Origin of the sequence: Solwaraspora sp. WMMA2056 (assembly GCF_030345095.1) — a bacterium.
GTDB lineage: Bacteria > Actinomycetota > Actinomycetes > Mycobacteriales > Micromonosporaceae > Micromonospora_E.
On sequence record NZ_CP128360.1, the window covers coordinates 2,940,640 to 2,959,569 of the forward strand.

The following is an 18,930-nucleotide window of genomic DNA, read 5'->3' on the forward strand; positions in this document are numbered from 1 at the left end:
GAGCCGACAGCGATGACCGGACAAGACTGACATGCATCAAGGAGTACGCCTGTGAAGAGCACCGTCGAGACCTTGAGCCCGACTCGGGTCCGGCTCGCCATCGAGGTGCCGTTCGTCGAGCTCGAACCGAGCCTGCGGAAGGCGTACCGGGAGATCTCCCAGCAGGTCACCATCCCCGGCTTCCGCAAGGGGAAGGTGCCCGCCGCGATCATCGACCAGCGGGTCGGTCGGGGCACCGTGCTGAACGAGGCCGTGCAGGAGGCGATCCCGCAGAACATCCTGGCCGCCATCCGTGAGCACGAGGTCAAGACCCTTGGCCGACCGGCGGTGGAGATCACCGATTTCACCGATGGTGAGGCATTGAAGTTCACCGCCGAGGTGGACGTGCGTCCGCAGCTGACCCTGCCGGACCTGAGCGCCGTCGAGGTCACCGTCGACGAGCTGCAGATCGACGACAGTGAGATCGAGGACCAGATCGGCAACCTGCGGGAGCGGTTCGCCACGCTGAAGACCGTGGAGCGTCCGGCCCAGGAGGGCGACTACGTCCAGATCGACCTGGCAGCGACGGTCGACGGCGAGGAGGTGCCGGGCGGTTCGGCCACCAACCTGTCGCACGAGGTCGGCAGCAAGCAGCTGTTGCCGGGTCTGGACGAGGTGCTCGTCGGGATGTCGGCCGGTGCGGCCACCAGCTTCGTCACCCAGCTCGTGGGCGGTGACTTCGCCGGCCGTGACGCCGACGTCGCGGTGACCGTGCGGACGGTCAAGGAGAAGCAGCTGCCGGAGCTTGACGACGCGTTCGCCCAGATGGCCAGCGAGTTCGACACCATCGAGGAGCTGCGCGGCGACCTGCGTCAGCGGGTCGAGCGGGTCAAGCGGGTCGAGCAGATCTACGCCGCCCGGGACAAGGCGCTCGACCAGTTGGTCGAGGCGGCCGAGGTCCCGGCACCGGACGGCGTGGTCAGCGAGGAGGTCGAGCACCGCAAGCAGGCGATGACCGACCAGCTGGAGCGCATCGGCGCCTCCTGGGACGATTACCTGGCCTCCGAGGAGAAGTCCGAGGCCGACATCGACGCCGAGCTGACCGAGGCGGCCGGCAAGGCGGTGAAGATCCAGCTGCTGCTGGACACCCTCGCCGACGCCGAGGACGTGCAGGTCTCCGACGACGAGTTCGGTCACGAGATCGTGCACCGCGCCCAGCGGGCCGGGATGGCGCCGCAGCAGTACTACGACCAGTTGGCCCGCTCCGGTGCGGCAGGCGCGGTCTACGGCGATGTCCGCCGGGGCAAGGCCCTCGGTCTGGTGATGGAGCGGATCACGATGAAGGACTCTGCCGGCAACCCGATCAGCATGGACGCCATCCGGGAGGCCAACGAGGCCGAGCACGACCACGGGCACGACCACTGACGGTGACCCATCTTGCTGTCACCCGGTACGTCGGTGCCGGGTGACAGCTGTTTGGTGGTCCGTCCGGTGGCTGGCGTCCAGCGCCGGTATTCCCTGCGACGGCGTGTCGCCGTACCCCCTGCGCTGTAAGCGAACAGCACCCTGAGAACGGCGCCCGGCCCGTTCGGAACGGTTAATGTCGGGCCTAACGACGCACGGAGAGCGAAGGGCTGCCATGACCGATCTGCACATCCCAGCTATGCCCATCCGGGTGAGCGAGGCCCGCGGCGGTGACTCACTCAGTGGCAACCTCGACGACACGGTCTTCAACCGGCTGCTCAAGGAGCGGATCATCTTCCTCGGCAGCGAGGTGACCGACCAGGTGGCGAACCGCATCTGCGCCCAGCTGCTGCTGCTGGCGGCGGAGGACCCGGAGCGGGACATCAACCTCTACATCAACTCGCCGGGCGGGTCGGTCTACTCCGGCATGGCGATCTACGACACCATGCAGTACATCACCAACGATGTCGCGACCATCGCGATGGGCATGGCCGCGTCCATGGGCCAGCTGCTGCTCTGCGCGGGCGCGCCGGGCAAGCGGTACGCCCTGCCGCACGCCCGGATCATGATGCACCAGCCGTCCGGTGGGATGGGCGGGACGGCGTCGGACATCGCCATCCAGGCGGAGCAGATGCTCTACACCAAGCGGATGTTCCAGGAGCGGGTGGCGTTCCACACCGGCCAGGACCCCGAGCAGATCGAGGCCGACTCGGACCGTGACCGGTGGTTCACCGCCGCCGAGGCGCTCGACTACGGTTTCATCGACCGGGTGATCACAGGAGCCACGCAGGTCCCGACCGGCGCCGGCACCCGCAACTGAGGAAGGCGACGATGACTGACTTGACCATGCCGCCCGGGTTCGGGCCGGTGCACAACCGGTACGTCCTGCCGTCGTTCGTGGAGCGCACCTCGTACGGGATCAAGGAGTCGAACCCGTACAACAAGCTCTTCGAGGACCGGATCATCTTCCTCGGCGTACAGGTGGACGACGCGTCGGCCAACGACGTGATGGCCCAGCTGCTGACCCTGGAGGGCACCGACCCGGACCGGGACATCATCATGTACATCAACTCGCCGGGCGGGTCGTTCACCGCGATGACGGCGATCTACGACACGATGCAGTACGTCCGGCCGGACATCATGACGGTCTGCCTGGGGCAGGCGGCCAGCGCCGCCGCGGTGCTGCTCGCCGCCGGTACGCCGGGTAAGCGGATGGCGTTGCCGAACTCGCGGATCATCATCCACCAGCCGGCCACCGAGGGTGGGTACGGGCAGGGCTCGGACATCGAGATCCAGGCCCGGGAGATCCTGCGGATGCGGACCCAGCTGGAGGACATGCTCTCCCGGCACTGCAACCGGCCGGTCGATCTGGTCCGCAAGGACATCGACCGTGACAAGATCATGACGGCGGAGGAGTCCCGCGAGTACGGGCTGGTCGACACCATCCTGACCAGCCGCAAGAAGGGTCTGCTGGCCGCCAGCGCGGCCAGCTGATGACGTACGGTCAGAGGTCGGCCGGTCGGTGAGTAGACTGGCCGACCTCTGACACACCCGATTTTGGGGGTCGGAGTTTGCCCCGCCAGCGGGTAACGTCGAGATGCACCGTCTGACGGAGTTGACCGGCGGCAGGTGTTCGACACTGACGAGGCAGACCCGTCCAAGGCCAGGGCCGGCGTGACCGGCCGAGAGCGCAGGGAGAACGTAGGTGGCACGGATCGGCGACGGCGGCGACCTACTCAAGTGCTCCTTCTGCGGCAAGTCGCAGAAGCAGGTCAAGAAACTCATCGCGGGCCCAGGGGTCTACATCTGCGACGAGTGCATCGACCTCTGTAACGAGATCATCGAGGAGGAGCTGGCCGAGTCCGGCGAGGTGAAGTGGGAAGAGCTTCCCAAGCCGATGGAGATCTGCCAGTTCCTCGACTCGTACGTGGTCGGCCAGGACCACGCGAAGAAGGCCCTCGCGGTTGCGGTCTACAACCACTACAAGCGCATCCAGGCAGACGCCGCCGGCGCGCCGGGTGCCAACGACGCCGTCGAGGTCGCCAAGTCCAACATCCTGCTGATCGGCCCGACCGGGTGCGGCAAGACGCACCTGGCGCAGACGTTGGCCCGGATGCTCAACGTGCCGTTCGCCATCGCTGACGCGACCGCCCTCACCGAGGCCGGCTACGTCGGCGAGGACGTCGAGAACATCCTGCTCAAGCTGATCCAGGCGGCCGACTACGACATCAAACGGGCCGAGACGGGGATCATCTACATCGACGAGGTCGACAAGATCGCCCGCAAGTCCGAGAACCCGTCGATCACCCGGGACGTCTCCGGTGAAGGTGTCCAGCAGGCGCTGTTGAAGATCCTCGAGGGGACCGTCGCCAACGTTCCGCCGCAGGGCGGGCGTAAGCACCCCCACCAGGAGTTCATCCAGATCGACACCACCAACGTGCTGTTCATCTGCGGCGGCGCCTTCGCCGGGCTGGACCGGATCATCGAGTCACGGACCGGCCAGGGCGGGACCGGCTTCGGTGCCCGGCTGCGAGCGGTGTCCGAACGCTCCACTGACGACATCCTGACCCAGGTCATGCCCGAAGACATGCTCAAGTTCGGGCTGATCCCGGAGTTCATCGGCCGACTCCCGGTGATCACGAACGTGCGGAGTCTCGACCGCGAGGCACTGGTCAGCATCCTGACTCAGCCGCGCAACGCGCTTGTGCGCCAGTACCAGCGGCTGTTCGAGCTGGACAACGTCGAGTTGGAGTTCGATCCCGGTGCGTTGGAGGCGATCGCCGACCAGGCGATGCTGCGCGGCACCGGCGCCCGTGGGCTGCGCGCGATCATGGAGGAGGTGCTGCTCTCCGTGATGTACGAGGTGCCCAGCAACCCGGACGCAGCCCGGGTGCTCATCACCCGCGAGGCCGTCCTGGAGAACGTCAACCCGACCATCGTGCCGCGGGAGTTCACCGGCCGGCGTCGCCGCGACCGCGAGGAGAAGTCGGCCTAGCGGCGGCCTGCGGGGACGGGCAGGGGGAATCGCGGTGCGCGTCGCCGTCTGTCAGCTCAACAGCGGTGCCGACCAGGCGGCGAACCTGGCCGCCGCGCGCGCCGCGTTGGAGTCGGCCGCCGCCGGCGGCGCAGACCTCGCCGTCCTCCCCGAGTACGTCGACTACCTGGGCACCGCCGCCGGTCTGCCCGATCCGGAGCCGGTCGACGGCACCGTCGGCCGATTCTTCGCCGACGCCGCTCGTGCGCTCGGCATCTGGGTGGTTGTCGGCTCGTTTCACGAGCGCGGGCCGGACCCCACTCACACGTACAACACCTGCCTGGTATTCGACCGCAGCGGCGGGCTGGTCGCGACCTACCGCAAGATCCATCTGTACGACGTGGAGATCCCCGGCCGCGTGTCGTACCACGAGTCGCGCAACGTCGCTCCCGGAAGCGATCTCGTCGTGGTCGACTGCGAAGGCGTACGGCTGGGCCTGTCCATCTGTTACGACCTGCGGTTTCCCGAGCTGTACCGACGGTTGGCCGCTGTCGAGGGCGCCCAGGTGCTGGTGGTGCCGGCGGCCTTCATGGTGCACACCGGCCGGGACCACTGGGAGGTCCTGCTGCGGGCCAGGGCCATCGAGAACCAGTGCTACGTCCTGGCCGCCGGGCAGATCGGCAGCCATGATCCCGGGCGTACCTGCTTCGGACGCAGCATGGTCGTCGACCCGTGGGGGACGGTGCTGGCCCAGGCACCGGACATGGTCACAGTCGTCCTCGCCGACGTCGACCCCGACCGGCTGGCGACCATCCGTGCCGAGCTGCCCAGCCTGGCAAACCGTCGACTCTGAGCTTGGGGGGAGTCGGCTCGCCGGCGGGTCAGCGGCCGGCGGTCAGTACGCCGAGCACCGCGAGCCCGAGGATCGCGCCGGCGATGATCAACATGGCGTTGGTCATGCGGGATCGTCCCCGTCGGGCGAGTCGACGGACCGACACGACTACCGCGAGCACCACCACTGTCCCGATCACGAGTTGCCAGAAGGGCAACAGCAGAGCGGAGATGGCGTCGATGGCGAGTGGTCCTTCGACTGGCATGGACTCACTCTGACACGTGGGTGACCTCGGCGGGTGACCCCGGCACGGTCATGTTGGTGCGTCAGCGGCAACCCGAACGGGGTCGTCGACATGGTGCCCGGCGTCGGCGGCGGCGCGTCCCCGTACGTCGAGTACCTCGGCCCGACCGGCTCTGACCTGTGCAAACTCGGCGAGCAAAGATATCTGTCATGATCGATTTGCGTTCCTGCGCCGAGCCGCGTAACTTTCTCTCTGTCAGCGCGACACGGACAAAACGGCCGAAACGCTGACAGCAGGATGGGGCGGGAGACCGCCGAACCATACTGCACCGGGTGGTGCGACTCGCCGGGACACCGGACTTGAGATTGCGAAACCAACCGGGTAAGGTAGGAAGCCGGCAGGGAGCCGGGCCGAGCCTCGGGATCGAGGAGGGCCGGTCTGCCGGACACCCCGACCACGAACAGCCGTTCAGCGGCTGAGCGAAGCGCGGGGACTTCCGGGTGGTGCGGCAGGAGCCGAAACTGGTTCTTGACACCGCGAAGCCAACCGGGTAAGGTAGAGAAGTTGCCCGGCGGAAGTCGGGTGGGACGGATGGCCCTGGTGGGGTTGCCTGCTTGGTGTGGGTGGTTCTGCTGGTGTGTGTTTGTTCTTTGAGAACTCAACAGGGTGCTTGATAAGCCAGTGCCAAAGTTTGTTTGGTTCCCGGCTGGTTGACTGCTGCTTTGGTGGTGGTTTTCTGGTTGGTGATTCCTTGGCATTTTATATGCCGGGTTTGATTCTCTAAATTTTTGTTGGAGAGTTTGATCCTGGCTCAGGACGAACGCTGGCGGCGTGCTTAACACATGCAAGTCGAGCGGAAAGGCCCTTCGGGGTACTCGAGCGGCGAACGGGTGAGTAACACGTGAGCAATCTGCCCCAGGCTTTGGGATAACCCCGGGAAACCGGGGCTAATACCGAATATTACATGCTGCCGCATGGTGGTGTGTGGAAAGTTTTTCGGCTTGGGATGGGCTCGCGGCCTATCAGCTTGTTGGTGGGGTAATGGCCTACCAAGGCGACGACGGGTAGCCGGCCTGAGAGGGCGACCGGCCACACTGGGACTGAGACACGGCCCAGACTCCTACGGGAGGCAGCAGTGGGGAATATTGCACAATGGGCGGAAGCCTGATGCAGCGACGCCGCGTGAGGGATGACGGCCTTCGGGTTGTAAACCTCTTTCAGCAGGGACGAAGCGCAAGTGACGGTACCTGCAGAAGAAGCGCCGGCCAACTACGTGCCAGCAGCCGCGGTAAGACGTAGGGCGCGAGCGTTGTCCGGATTTATTGGGCGTAAAGAGCTCGTAGGCGGCTTGTCGCGTCGACTGTGAAAACCCACAGCTCAACTGTGGGCTTGCAGTCGATACGGGCAGGCTAGAGTTCGGTAGGGGAGACTGGAATTCCTGGTGTAGCGGTGAAATGCGCAGATATCAGGAGGAACACCGGTGGCGAAGGCGGGTCTCTGGGCCGATACTGACGCTGAGGAGCGAAAGCGTGGGGAGCGAACAGGATTAGATACCCTGGTAGTCCACGCTGTAAACGTTGGGCGCTAGGTGTGGGGGGCCTCTCCGGTTCTCTGTGCCGCAGCTAACGCATTAAGCGCCCCGCCTGGGGAGTACGGCCGCAAGGCTAAAACTCAAAGGAATTGACGGGGGCCCGCACAAGCGGCGGAGCATGCGGATTAATTCGATGCAACGCGAAGAACCTTACCTGGGTTTGACATGGCCGCAAAACCTGCAGAGATGTGGGGTCCTTCGGGGGCGGTCACAGGTGGTGCATGGCTGTCGTCAGCTCGTGTCGTGAGATGTTGGGTTAAGTCCCGCAACGAGCGCAACCCTCGTTCGATGTTGCCAGCGCGTTATGGCGGGGACTCATCGAAGACTGCCGGGGTCAACTCGGAGGAAGGTGGGGATGACGTCAAGTCATCATGCCCCTTATGTCCAGGGCTTCACGCATGCTACAATGGCCGGTACAATGGGCTGCGATACCGTGAGGTGGAGCGAATCCCAAAAAGCCGGTCTCAGTTCGGATCGGGGTCTGCAACTCGACCCCGTGAAGTCGGAGTCGCTAGTAATCGCAGATCAGCAACGCTGCGGTGAATACGTTCCCGGGCCTTGTACACACCGCCCGTCACGTCACGAAAGTCGGCAACACCCGAAGCCGGTGGCCCAACCCCTTGTGGGAGGGAGCTGTCGAAGGTGGGGCTGGCGATTGGGACGAAGTCGTAACAAGGTAGCCGTACCGGAAGGTGCGGCTGGATCACCTCCTTTCTAAGGAGCGCTCTCCCGGCGAAGGTCGGGTAGGGAGCCTGCCGCCTCCGAGTGTGGGGTGGGGGTGCTCATTTGGCGGAGACACTGGTGAGTTCGTGTCGGCAACGGCTGATGCTGCTGGTACTGCTTCTGCTTTCGGGTGGGGGTGTGGAGAGTGGTGTTGGTGCGGCTGGTGTGAATGTAGAGCATCCTGTTGGGTCCTGAGGGAACAAGCCACGTGTGGGTTGTTGTCTTGGTGTGCCAGGCATGGCCTGGTCTCGCATACCGGCTGCCGGTTGGTGGTGCTGGTGTGGGGCTTGGGGTTGTGGGTTGGTCGTTTGTTGAGAATTACACAGTGGACGCGAGCATCTTTGTGGTCAAGTTGTCAAGGGCGAACGGTGGATGCCTTGGCACTAGGAGCCGATGAAGGACGTGGGAGGCCGCGATAGGCCTGGGGGAGCTGTCAACCAAGCTGTGATCCCAGGGTGTCCGAATGGGGAAACCTGGCATCAGTCATGTGGTGTCACCTGCACCTGAACTCATAGGGTGTGTGGAGGGAACGCGGGGAAGTGAAACATCTCAGTACCCGCAGGAAGAGAAAACAACAGTGATTCCGTGAGTAGTGGCGAGCGAAAGCGGATGAGGCTAAACCGGCTGCGTGTGATACCTGTCAGGGGTTGCGTGGTCGGGGTTGTGGGACTCTGCTGATCGGACTGACATCCGGTCGAGAAGTTACAAAGCCAGTTGCTAGCCGAATGGTGTGGAAAAGCCAACCGTAGGCGGTGATAGTCCGGTAGGTGAAAGTGGCTGGTCTTCTGTGGATGTTCCCGAGTAGCGGCGGACCCCTGAAATCTGCCGTGAATCTGCCAGGACCACCTGGTAAGCCTAAATACTTCCTAGTGACCGATAGCGGACGAGTACCGTGAGGGAATGGTGAAAAGTACCCCGGGAGGGGAGTGAAATAGTACCTGAAACCGTTCGCCTACAATCCGTCGGAGCCTTTAGGGGTGACGGCGTGCCTTTTGAAGAATGAGCCTGCGAGTTAGTGGCATGTGGCGAGGTTAACCCGTGTGGGGTAGCCGTAGCGAAAGCGAGTCTTAATAGGGCGTTGAGTCGCATGTTCTAGACCCGAAGCGGAGTGATCTAGCCATGGGCAGGCTGAAGCGCGGGTAAGACCGCGTGGAGGGCCGAACCCACCAACGTTGAAAAGTTGGGGGATGACCTGTGGTTAGGGGTGAAAGGCCAATCAAACTCCGTGATAGCTGGTTCTCCCCGAAATGCATTTAGGTGCAGCGTCGCGTGTTTCTTGCCGGAGGTAGAGCACTGGATGGTCTAGGGGGCCTACAAGCTTACCGAAATCAGCTAAACTCCGAATGCCGGTAAGTGAGAGCGCGGCAGTGAGACTGCGGGGGATAAGCTTCGTAGTCGAGAGGGAAACAGCCCAGATCGCCAGCTAAGGCCCCTAAGCGTGTGCTAAGTGGAAAAGGATGTGGGGTCGCTTAGACAACCAGGAGGTTGGCTTAGAAGCAGCCACCCTTTAAAGAGTGCGTAATAGCTCACTGGTCAAGTGGTTCCGCGCCGACAATGTAGCGGGGCTCAAGCACACCGCCGAAGCTGTGGCATTCACGCGTGTACTTCGCTGATTCTCTTCGGAGGGTTGGTGCAGGTGTGTGGATGGGTAGGGGAGCGTCGTGCCGGGGGTGAAGCAGCGGGGTGACCCAGCTGTGGACGCGGCACGAGTGAGAATGCAGGCATGAGTAGCGAAAGAAGGGTGAGAAACCCTTCCGCCGGATGACCAAGGGTTCCAGGGCCAGGCTAATCCGCCCTGGGTGAGTCGGGACCTAAGGCGAGGCCGAGAGGCGTAGTCGATGGACAACGGGTTGATATTCCCGTACCCGCGAAGGAGCGCCCATGATGAACCTCGTTGTGCTAACTGCCCGAACTTGGTGAGGTTTTCGGACTGATCTGAGGGAGCGCGGGAACCTGGCGGGTAGTAGTCAAGCGATGGGGTGACGCAGGAAGGTAGCTGATCCCGGCCGGTGGTTGTGCCGGGGTAAGCGTGTAGGCCGTACCATAGGTAAATCCGTGGTGCATGAGGCTGAGACGTGATGCCGAGCCGATTCAGGTGAAGTCAGTGATCCTATGCTGCCGAGAAAAGCCTCTAGCGAGCTTCTAGCGGCCCGTACCCCAAACCGACACAGGTGGTCAGGTAGAGAATACCGAGGCGATCGGGCGAACTGTGGTTAAGGAACTCGGCAAATTGCCCCCGTAACTTAGGGAGAAGGGGGGCCGGAGACGTGAAGCCCCTTGCGGGTGGAGCGTTGTATGGCCGCAGAGACCAGGGGAAAGCGACTGTTTACTAAAAACACAGGTCCATGCGAAGAAGTAATTCGATGTATATGGACTGACGCCTGCCCGGTGCTGGAACGTTAAGGGGACCGGTTAGCTCTTCGGGGCGAAGCTGAGAACTTAAGCGCCAGTAAACGGCGGTGGTAACTATAACCATCCTAAGGTAGCGAAATTCCTTGTCGGGTAAGTTCCGACCTGCACGAATGGCGTAACGACTTTCCTACTGTCTCAACCACAGGCCCGGCGAAATTGCAGTACGAGTAAAGATGCTCGTTACGCGCGGCAGGACGGAAAGACCCCGGGACCTTTACTATAGCTTGACATTGGCACTCGAATTAGCTTGTGTAGGATAGGTGGGAGACTGTGAAGCTGGTACGCCAGTATCGGTGGAGTCATTGTTGAAATACCACTCTGGTTGATTTGGGTTTCTAACTTCGGACCGTGATCCGGTTCAGGGACAGTGTCTGGTGGGTAGTTTAACTGGGGCGGTTGCCTCCTAAAGAGTAACGGAGGCGCCCAAAGGTTCCCTCATCCTGGTTGGCAATCAGGTGTTGAGTGTAAGTGCACAAGGGAGCTTGACTGTGAGACTGACAGGTCGAGCAGGGACGAAAGTCGGGACTAGTGATCCGGCACTTGCGTGTGGAAGCGGTGTCGCTCAACGGATAAAAGGTACCCCGGGGATAACAGGCTGATCTTCCCCAAGAGTCCATATCGACGGGATGGTTTGGCACCTCGATGTCGGCTCGTCGCATCCTGGGGCTGTAGCAGGTCCCAAGGGTTGGGCTGTTCGCCCATTAAAGCGGTACGCGAGCTGGGTTTAGAACGTCGTGAGACAGTTCGGTCCCTATCCGCCGCGCGCGTAGGATACTTGAGAAGGGCTGTCCCTAGTACGAGAGGACCGGGACGGACGAACCTCTGGTGTGCCAGTTGTCCCGCCAGGGGCACGGCTGGTTGGCTACGTTCGGAAGGGATAACCGCTGAAAGCATCTAAGCGGGAAGCTCGCTTCAAGATGAGGTGTCCCACCCACTTGATGGGGTAAGGCTCCCAGTAGATGACTGGGTTGATAGGCCGGAGATGTAAGCCAGGTAACTGGTTCAGTTGACCGGTACTAATAGGCCGAGGACTTGACTTCGAAGGTGTACGCGTCCACTGTGTGATTCTGGGCAAACGAACATTCCTGTGGGTGTGTTTGGTTTGTTGTTAGGGTTACGGCGGTTATGGCGGAGGGGAAACGCCCGGTTACATTCCGAACCCGGTAGCTAAGCTCTCCAGCGCCGATGGTACTGCACTCGTGAGGGTGTGGGAGAGTAGGTCACCGCCGGACATCTTTATACTTCAGGGCCACCCGTTTCGGGTGGCCCTGAAGTGTTTCTGGCCTGAAGTGTTTTCCGGCAGGGGAGGGCGCTCCGCGCGCCCCAACGACACCGTTCCTCAGTCTCGTTGCTGAATGTCGTCGCGTAGCTGCGCCAGCAGGTCAGCGGCCTCGTCCACGGTCCGGCCAGGGAACAGCGCCACCGCGATGCTGCCGTGGTCGGCCCAACCGCAGACCGGCATCTCCTCGGCATCGGCCGGCGTGCTGCCGCATTTCATCACCCCGCCGTACCGGCCGGCCGGCACACTGTGCAGCCCGGAGACGGCGCCCTCCTCGTCGCCGACCAGGCCGATCAGTGTGTCCAGGTCCCGTTCCGGTGACCAGAGCATCGTGGTGCCGCCAAAGAACAGCACACTGCGGTCCGGGTCGGCCGGGTCGCGGTAGACGACGGCGGAGCTGTGGTCAAGATCGATGCCGGCAGCGAACGCGCTGTGCAGGTACTCGGCGGTGTCGCGGGCCGACGCGCTGTTGTCGCGGACCAGTCCGGCGGCCTCCGGCGTCGGCAGCAGGGTGGCGTCCTTCTGCTGCAGGATGCGCAGCGTGGCGGAGCCGAACAGTCCCGCGCCGAGCAGACCGGTGGCGACCACCGCACCGATCACGATCCGCCGGGTACGGCGGGTCCGAGGCTCGCGGTCGGAGCCGTCGCCGGGATCCTGGCCGGCGGCGTCACGGGCCGGTGGGGTGACGTCCACTGGCTCGGGGTCCTGGTGGGCCCGCCGGCCGCCGAAGATGTCGTCGACCATTGCGCCACCGTACGTCACCGGGGCGGCCTGTCCGGGCCTGGGTCAATTCGGGTGTGGCGGCTCCGTAAACTCGATGGGTGACCGAGAATCCGCAGACCCGCCCCAGCGACGCCTCCGACCTGCCGGCGCAGTACCAGCCCGGTGAGGTGGAACAGCGACGGTACGCGCGGTGGGTAGCCGAGGGCTATTTCACGGCCGACGCGACCAGCGGTAGACCGCCGTTCACGATCGTGCTTCCGCCGCCGAACGTCACCGGTTCGCTGCATGTCGGCCACGCCTTGGACCATTCGATCCAGGACACCCTGACCCGCCGTAAGCGGATGCAGGGTTTCGAGGTGCTCTGGCTGCCCGGCATGGACCACGCCGGGATCGCCACGCAGAACGTCGTCGAGCGTCAACTGGCCGCCGACGGGCTGTCCCGGCACGATCTGGGCCGGGAACGCTTCGTGGAGCGGGTCTGGCAGTGGAAGGCGGAGTCCGGCGGGGCGATCCTCGGGCAGATGCGTCGGCTCGGTGACTCGGTCGACTGGAGCCGTGAGCGGTTCACCATGGACGAGGGCCTGTCCCGTGCGGTGCAGACGATCTTCAAGCGGCTCTACGACGACGGGCTGATCTATCGGGCGGAACGCATCATCAACTGGTGCCCCCGCTGCCTCACCGCGTTGTCCGACATCGAGGTCGAGCACAGCGACGACGAGGGCGAGCTGGTCTCCATCCGGTACGGCGACGGCGACGCGTCGATCGTGGTGGCCACCACCCGGGTCGAGACGATGCTCGGCGACACCGCGGTCGCGGTGCACCCGGACGACGAGCGTTACCGGCATCTGGTCGGCACCGAGGTCGAGCTGCCGTTGACCGGCCGACGGATTCCGATCGTCGCCGACGCGCACGTCGACCCGGCGTTCGGCACCGGCGCGGTGAAGGTCACCCCGGCGCACGACCCGAACGACTTCGAGATCGGCCAGCGTCACCAACTGCCCAGCCTGACGATCCTCGACGAGCGGGGTGTGGTCACGGCGGCGGGGCCGTTCCAGGGTCTGGACCGCTTCGAGGCGCGGCCGGCGATCGTCGCGGCGTTGCGCGCCGACGGGCGCATCGTGGCAGAGAAGCGGCCGTACGTGCACGCGGTGGGGCACTGCTCGCGGTGCCGGACCACGGTCGAGCCGAGGCTGTCGCTGCAGTGGTTCGTCGACACCGGTCCGCTGGCCAAGGCGGCCGGCGACGCGGTGCGTGACGGCCGGACCCGGGTGGAGCCGCCGGAGCTTGCCCGGCGCTATTTCGCCTGGGTCGACAACATGCACGACTGGTGCATCTCCCGCCAGCTGTGGTGGGGCCACCGGATCCCGGTCTGGTACGGCCCGGCCGGCGAGGTCGTCTGTGTCGGCCCGGACGAGCAGCCGCCCACCGGCGAGGGCTGGCGGCAGGACGAGGACGTGCTCGACACCTGGTTCTCCAGCGCGCTGTGGCCGTTCTCCACGCTGGGCTGGCCGGAGCAGACCGACGACCTGCGGACCTTCTACCCGACCAGTGTCCTGGTGACCGGCTACGACATCCTCTTCTTCTGGGTGGCCCGGATGATGATGTTCGGGCTGTACGCGATGGACGGCCGTCAGCCGTTCGACGTGGTCGCGTTGCACGGCATGGTCCGGGACCAGTACGGCAAGAAGATGTCGAAGTCGTACGGCAACGTGGTCGACCCGCTGGACTGGATCGAGCGCTTCGGCGCCGACGCCACCCGGTTCACCCTGGTCCGGGGCGCGAACCCGGGCGCCGACGTGCCGGTCAGCGAGGAGTGGTGCCAGGGTTCCCGGAACTTCTGCAACAAGCTGTGGAACGCCACCAGGTTCGCGCTGCTCAACGGCGCGCATCTGACCGGGCAGCTGCCGGCCGCAGCCGACCTGGGGATGACCGACCGGTGGATCCTGTCCCGGTTGCAGCAGGTGGTCACCCAGGTCGACGAGCAGTTCGAGGCGTACGAGTTGGCGAAGGTCTGCGACACGCTGTACCACTTCGCGTGGGACGACGTCTGCGACTGGTACCTCGAGTTGAGCAAGCCGGTGCTGGCGGCGGGTGGCGAGGCCGCCGAGCGGACCCGCCGCGTCCTGGGCCACGTGCTGGACCAGCTGCTGCGGCTGCTCCACCCGGTCATTCCGTTCGTGACCGACGAACTGTGGCTGGCGTTGTCGCGGGCCGGCGCGGACCAGGCCGGCAGCGTGATGGTCGCCAGCTGGCCGGTCGCTGACCGGTCCTGGCACGACCCGGCGGCCGAGGCAGAGCTGGCTGCGGTGCAACGGGTGGTGACCGAGGTGCGCCGGTTCCGCTCCGACCAGGGGCTGCGGCCGACCCAGCGGGTCAGCGCCCGGCTGACCGGTCTGGCCGACGCCGGCGTCGGTGGGCACGAGCCGCTGATCCGGTCGTTGACCCGGTTGGACACCCCGGCGGCGGACTTCTCGGCGACCGCGAAGCTGGCTGTCACCGCACAGATCACCGTCGAGTTCGACACCCGGGGGGCGATCGACGTGGCCGCCGAACGGGCCCGGCTGGAGAAGGACCGTGCCGCCGCCGAGCGTGAGGCCCAGCAGTGCCGGGGCAAGCTGGGCAACAGCGCGTTCGTGGACAAGGCACCGGCCCCGGTGGTGGAGAAGATCCGGGCCCGGTTGGCGGTGGCCGAGGCGGAGCTGGCCCGGATCGCGGGCGCGCTCGCGGCGCTGCCGGCCGGTGACGGCGGGCAGTCGTGACGGCGCGGCGACCGGAGCGCTCCGGCGACGGTGCGGCCCGCCCGGGGCGTACGGGCAGCGAGTTCGCGGCCGTCGAGCAGGCCCTCGACGGCCGGGGGTTCACCCGGATGGTGTTCGACCTGGACCGGATCGGGCAGTTGCTGGACCTGCTGGGCAGCCCGCAGCGGGCGTACCCGTCGATCCACCTGACCGGGACCAACGGCAAGACCTCGACCGCCCGGATGATCGATTCGCTGCTGCGGGCGTTCGGGCTGCACACCGGCCGGTACACCAGCCCGCACCTGGAGACGGTGCGGGAGCGGATCAGCCTGGACGGTGAGCCGGTCAGCGAGGAGCGGTTCGCCGCCGTGTACCGGGAGGTCGCCCCGCTGGCCGAGCTGGTCGACAAGCAGGCGGCGGAGCCGTTGACCTACTTCGACATGACGACCGCGGTGGCGTTCGCGACGTTCGCCGACGCCCCGGTCGACGTCGCCGTCGTCGAGGTCGGTCTCGGCGGTGCCGAGGACGCCACCAACGTGCTCTCCGCCGGCGTCTGCGTGATCACCCCGATCGGACTGGACCACACCGAGTGGCTCGGCGACACCGTGACCGACATCGCGTTGGCGAAGTCCGGCATCGTGCACGCCGGGGCGACGGTGGTGACGGCGGTGCAGCCGGCGGAGGCGGCGGAGCCGATCCTGCAGCGGTGCGCCGAGGTGGGGGCCACCATCGCCCGGGAAGGTGGCGAGTTCGGCGTCGCGCAGCGGGCGGTCGCCGTCGGCGGGCAGATGCTGTCACTGCAGGGGCTCGGTGGCCGCTACGACGAGATCTTCCTGCCGCTGCACGGTGCCCACCAGGCCCAGAACGCGGCGCTGGCGTTGGCGGCCGTCGAGGCGTTCCTCGGTGCCGGTCCGGGCCGGATGCTCGACACGGAGCCGGTCCGGCAGGGTTTCGCGGCGGTGTCGTCGCCGGGGCGGCTGGAACGGGTCCGCAGTGCGCCGACGATCCTGCTCGACGGGGCGCACAACCCGCACGGAATGGCGGCGACGGTCACCGCCCTGCAGGAGGAGTTCGCGTTCCGGCGGCTTGTCGTGGTGCTCGCCGTGCTCGCCGACAAGGACGCCGAGGCCCTGCTCGACCTGCTGGAGCCGGTCGCCGACGCGGTGGTGGTGACCGGTAACTCGTCACCGAGGGCGATGCCGGTGGGGCAGTTGGCCGGGCTCGCCGTGGAGGCGTTCGGGGTGGACCGGGTGCGGGTGGCGGCGGACATGCCCGACGCGATCGAGGCGGCGGTGGTGCTCGCCGAGGAGGATGTCGACGGTGAGCTCAGCGGGGTCGGCGTACTGATCACCGGCTCGGTGGTGACCGTCGCCGACGCCCGCCGGCTGCTGACCCGATGACGCGCCGGTCCGGGCTGCGCAACCCGGCGGCGGCCGCCCGGGGGCTGGGGGCGGCGACCCTCGGGCTGGAGGCGCTGGTCCTGGTGCTCGCGATCCAACCGATCCGGATGCTGGGCGACGGTGTCGGCGTGGCGGCGATGTCGGTCAGCGCGGCCCTGGCGGTGGCGGCGGTCGTCGTCGCCGGCCTGCTGCGGTACGGGTGGGCCTGGCATGCCGGGACCGTGCTGCAGGCGGCGGTGCTGCTGGCCGGCCTGCTGCACTGGTCACTGCTGGGGGTGGGCCTGGTGTTCGCCGCCGTCTGGGCGTACGTCTGGCACGTCCGTCGGGTCATCCTCAGCTGACCCGCGCTGGCGTTCCCGCCATTCGATGATGGCGATGCCGTGGCCGTCCGGGTCACGGAACGCGGCGGCCCACAGCTCCAGCCGGGCACCACGGTTGACCGCACGTGGTGCGTAGGTGAACCGCACGCCTTTGGACTTGAGCTCGTCGTGGACCCGCTGCAGGTCGTCGACTTCGAGGTTGAGGTGCATGAGTCGGCGGTTGACCGGGGCGACCTCGGGGATCGACCGCAGCACGAGTCGGGTCTGCCCGGAGGCGAGCACCGCGTTGCCGTCGCCGCCGTCGATCTCGAAGAAGCCGAGCATGTCGCGGTAGAAGGCGACCGAGCGGTCGAGGTCGGCGACGAGCAGGGTGAGTCCGACGCCGTGGATCGGACCGGGGTCGTCGTCGGGGTCTGCCGGCGTGTCGGGCCCGTCGACGTCGATGTCGATGTCGACAGGGGGCGACGGGTCGCCGGTCAGGTCCGCGCCGGCCGGCGGATCGGCCAGGGCGGTGCCGGTGGCGGCCGTGCCGACGGTGGTTTCCGGCCGGGTGTCGGCGCGTGCCGGGTCGGTGGCCGCGGTGGTGCCGCTGCCCGCCGTCGGTGTCTGCTCCGGGCCGGCCGTGCCGTGCGGGGTGGGCCGGGGGCGTCGGGGCAGCGGCACCGGTGGTGGGTCGACCAGGGTGCCTTCCAGGACGATCGGGCCGCCGGGTGTCTGGCTCACCACGACGGTGTCACCGGGGCGGTCGTCTGCGGACCGGGGGGTGGGTGCCTCGATGTCCGGGTCGAAGTCGGGTCGGGTGAAGTCCGGGCGCGGGTTCTCCGCCGGGTCCCGCCTGCTCTCGGGCGGCCTGCGGTCGTCGGCGTCCCCGCGCGGTGCCTCGGCGACGGGTAGGTCGTCGGAGTCGGCGAAACGGTCATCGTCGTCGTCGTGACCTGGCCGGGCCCAGGGCGGCTGGTCGTCGCCGTCGAGCAGGTCGTCGTCGGTCACCAGGTCGTCGCCGGCGAGGTCGAACTCGGGCTCGTCGAACTCCGGCGGCAGCTCGGTGGGTTGGGCGGCGGCCTCCGCGTGGGTGAGGACGTCGTCCCACATGATCCGTACGTGCCGTTGGTCGTCGATCGCCACCATGATCGGCAAGGTGGCGCCGGGGTCGGGCCACTTGGCCACCGGTACCCGTGGATCGCGGATCTTGACCGAACGCGGCGGCACCCCGGGGGCGTCGACCAGGATCTGCAGCTCGCAGCGGCCGTAGGTGGACGACGCCGGTGGTTCGGAGACGCTGCGGACGTGGGCGATCCCGGCGACCCAGGCCCGTTCCGCGCCCGGGAAGGCGGTGATCAGCACCAGGCTGATGGCGAGCACCAGCAGCGCCACGCCGAGCGCGGCGATCGCCCAGCTCGTCATGCCGGCGCCGAACAGGATGATGAACGTGGCGAGGGTGCCGAGCACCGCCGCGACGAGTTTGCGGGCGGTGGAAACCGGTCGACGGCCGTTCGCCACAGTAGACCTCCCTGCGTTATGGCCAGGCTAGGCCGGGCACGGCGCGGATGGAAGAGTCTCCATCATGCCGCGCCGTCCGTCGACCCGCCCGATCCGCCTGCGTCGTGGCGCGCCGTCAGCGGCGTACCGCCGGTGTCGGCCGTGCCGCAGGGCCCCGGGTCGGCGGCATTGTGGGCAAGCCGGTCGGGGCGTACCCGCCACCCACTAGGCTGACAGCGCCAGGTCCCGTACCGGGCGGCGTCGCCGTGGCCCGCCGTCGCGGTCCGTTGAGGAGGAGTCAGCGTGTCCAGCCCCACCGAGGTGCAACGTACCCTTGTCCTGATCAAGCCGGACGCGGTCCGCCGTGGCCTGGTCGGTGAGATCCTCGGCCGGTTCGAGCGCAAGGGTCTGCGGGTGGTGACCCTGACGCTGCGGGAAATGGACGCGGAGCTGGCGGACGCCCACTACGCCGACCATGTGGACAAGCCGTTCTACCCGCCGCTGAAGGAGTTCATGACCGGGGGTCCGCTGGTCGCGCTGGTGCTCGCCGGGGACCAGGCGATCGACGTCGTCCGGGGGCTCATCGGGTCGACCGACGGCCGGAAGGCGGCGGCCGGCACGATCCGTGGTGACCTGGCGCTGTCCAACCGGGAGAACCTGGTGCACGCCTCGGACTCTCCGGAGAGCGCGGCCCGGGAGATCAAACTCTGGTTCGCCGACCTGGCCTGACCGGTCGCGGCCGGGTCGGGCGGGTCCGACGACGCCTGACCGG

At 66.4% G+C, this 18,930-nt stretch carries 12 protein-coding genes and 3 rRNA genes; 12 read left to right on the forward strand and 3 right to left on the reverse strand.

Annotated features, from left to right (window positions below; all coding sequences use genetic code 11):
* Positions 1 to 51 precede the first annotated feature (51 nt).
* The 5 genes from tig (at position 52) to O7608_RS13485 (ending at position 5,270) form a co-directional block, all read left to right on the forward strand.
* Positions 52 to 1,404, forward strand: a complete 1,353-nt coding sequence (gene tig / locus O7608_RS13465; RefSeq protein WP_289210294.1) for a trigger factor — start codon at positions 52 to 54, stop codon at positions 1,402 to 1,404.
* 214 nt (positions 1,405 to 1,618) lie between these two features.
* Positions 1,619 to 2,263: an ATP-dependent Clp protease proteolytic subunit gene (locus O7608_RS13470; protein WP_289210295.1), complete on the forward strand. Its 645-nt coding sequence runs from the start codon at positions 1,619 to 1,621 to the stop codon at positions 2,261 to 2,263.
* Positions 2,264 to 2,274: 11 nt separating this feature from the next.
* On the forward strand, positions 2,275 to 2,937 hold the full coding sequence (locus O7608_RS13475) for an ATP-dependent Clp protease proteolytic subunit (protein WP_289210296.1): 663 nt from the start codon (positions 2,275 to 2,277) through the stop codon (positions 2,935 to 2,937).
* 211 nt (positions 2,938 to 3,148) lie between these two features.
* On the forward strand, positions 3,149 to 4,438 hold the full coding sequence (gene clpX / locus O7608_RS13480) for an ATP-dependent Clp protease ATP-binding subunit ClpX (RefSeq protein WP_282228674.1): 1,290 nt from the start codon (positions 3,149 to 3,151) through the stop codon (positions 4,436 to 4,438).
* A 34-nt stretch (positions 4,439 to 4,472) separates the two neighbouring features.
* Positions 4,473 to 5,270 carry a carbon-nitrogen hydrolase family protein gene (locus O7608_RS13485; RefSeq protein ID WP_289210297.1) on the forward strand — a complete coding sequence of 266 codons (798 nt, stop codon included), beginning with the start codon at positions 4,473 to 4,475 and terminating at the stop codon, positions 5,268 to 5,270.
* Positions 5,271 to 5,298: 28 nt separating this feature from the next.
* On the opposite strand, the gene O7608_RS13490 is transcribed toward O7608_RS13485, so the two are convergent.
* Complete coding sequence (locus O7608_RS13490) at positions 5,299 to 5,514, reverse strand: hypothetical protein (protein WP_289210298.1); 216 nt, start codon at positions 5,512 to 5,514, stop codon at positions 5,299 to 5,301.
* Positions 5,515 to 6,281: 767 nt separating this feature from the next.
* Between O7608_RS13490 and O7608_RS13495 the strand changes: the two genes are divergently transcribed.
* The 3 genes from O7608_RS13495 to rrf all read left to right on the forward strand — a co-directional run bounded on the left by O7608_RS13495 (position 6,282) and on the right by rrf (position 11,451).
* Positions 6,282 to 7,798 (forward strand): 16S ribosomal RNA (locus tag O7608_RS13495).
* Positions 7,799 to 8,152: 354 nt separating this feature from the next.
* Positions 8,153 to 11,259, forward strand: a 23S ribosomal RNA gene (locus O7608_RS13500).
* A gap of 75 nt (positions 11,260 to 11,334) precedes the next feature.
* Positions 11,335 to 11,451, forward strand: a 5S ribosomal RNA gene (rrf, locus tag O7608_RS13505).
* Together the 16S, 23S and 5S rRNA genes form the textbook arrangement of a ribosomal RNA operon.
* A gap of 107 nt (positions 11,452 to 11,558) precedes the next feature.
* Here the strand turns inward: rrf and O7608_RS13510 are convergent.
* Positions 11,559 to 12,242, reverse strand: a complete 684-nt coding sequence (locus O7608_RS13510) for a hypothetical protein (RefSeq protein WP_289210299.1) — start codon at positions 12,240 to 12,242, stop codon at positions 11,559 to 11,561.
* 77 nt (positions 12,243 to 12,319) lie between these two features.
* On the opposite strand from O7608_RS13510, the gene O7608_RS13515 reads away from it, so the two are divergent.
* The 3 genes from O7608_RS13515 to O7608_RS13525 all read left to right on the forward strand — a co-directional run bounded on the left by O7608_RS13515 (position 12,320) and on the right by O7608_RS13525 (position 16,700).
* A complete protein-coding gene (locus tag O7608_RS13515; RefSeq protein ID WP_289210300.1) occupies positions 12,320 to 14,980 on the forward strand; it encodes a valine--tRNA ligase in 2,661 nt (886 codons plus the stop codon).
* A gap of 107 nt (positions 14,981 to 15,087) precedes the next feature.
* Positions 15,088 to 16,359 carry a bifunctional folylpolyglutamate synthase/dihydrofolate synthase gene (locus O7608_RS13520; protein ID WP_289210879.1) on the forward strand — a complete coding sequence of 424 codons (1,272 nt, stop codon included), beginning with the start codon at positions 15,088 to 15,090 and terminating at the stop codon, positions 16,357 to 16,359.
* Entirely contained in the window at positions 16,356 to 16,700 is a 345-nt protein-coding gene (locus tag O7608_RS13525) for a DUF4233 domain-containing protein (protein WP_289210301.1), read from the forward strand. The genes O7608_RS13520 and O7608_RS13525 overlap by 4 nt, the downstream gene beginning before the upstream one ends.
* Here O7608_RS13525 and O7608_RS13530 read toward each other — a convergent pair.
* Positions 16,623 to 18,179, reverse strand: a complete 1,557-nt coding sequence (locus tag O7608_RS13530) for a VOC family protein (protein WP_289210302.1) — start codon at positions 18,177 to 18,179, stop codon at positions 16,623 to 16,625. The two genes, O7608_RS13525 and O7608_RS13530, sit on opposite strands and share 78 nt — an antisense overlap.
* 282 nt (positions 18,180 to 18,461) lie before the next feature.
* Between O7608_RS13530 and ndk the strand changes: the two genes are divergently transcribed.
* Complete coding sequence (gene ndk, locus O7608_RS13535) at positions 18,462 to 18,887, forward strand: nucleoside-diphosphate kinase (protein ID WP_289210303.1); 426 nt, start codon at positions 18,462 to 18,464, stop codon at positions 18,885 to 18,887.
* Positions 18,888 to 18,930 lie beyond the last annotated feature (43 nt).

Bases quoted from the DNA above. Each gene is read 5' to 3' on its own strand.
- O7608_RS13470 (WP_289210295.1), top strand. From the start codon at position 1,619: ATGACCGATCTGCACATCCCAGCTATGCCCATCCGGGTGAGCGAGGCC.
- O7608_RS13475 (WP_289210296.1), top strand. From the start codon at position 2,275: ATGACTGACTTGACCATGCCGCCCGGGTTCGGGCCGGTGCACAACCGG.
- O7608_RS13490 (WP_289210298.1), bottom strand. From the start codon at position 5,514: ATGCCAGTCGAAGGACCACTCGCCATCGACGCCATCTCCGCTCTGCTG.
- O7608_RS13510 (WP_289210299.1), bottom strand. From the start codon at position 12,242: ATGGTCGACGACATCTTCGGCGGCCGGCGGGCCCACCAGGACCCCGAG.
- O7608_RS13520 (WP_289210879.1), top strand. From the start codon at position 15,088: ATGGTGTTCGACCTGGACCGGATCGGGCAGTTGCTGGACCTGCTGGGC.
- O7608_RS13525 (WP_289210301.1), top strand. From the start codon at position 16,356: ATGACGCGCCGGTCCGGGCTGCGCAACCCGGCGGCGGCCGCCCGGGGG.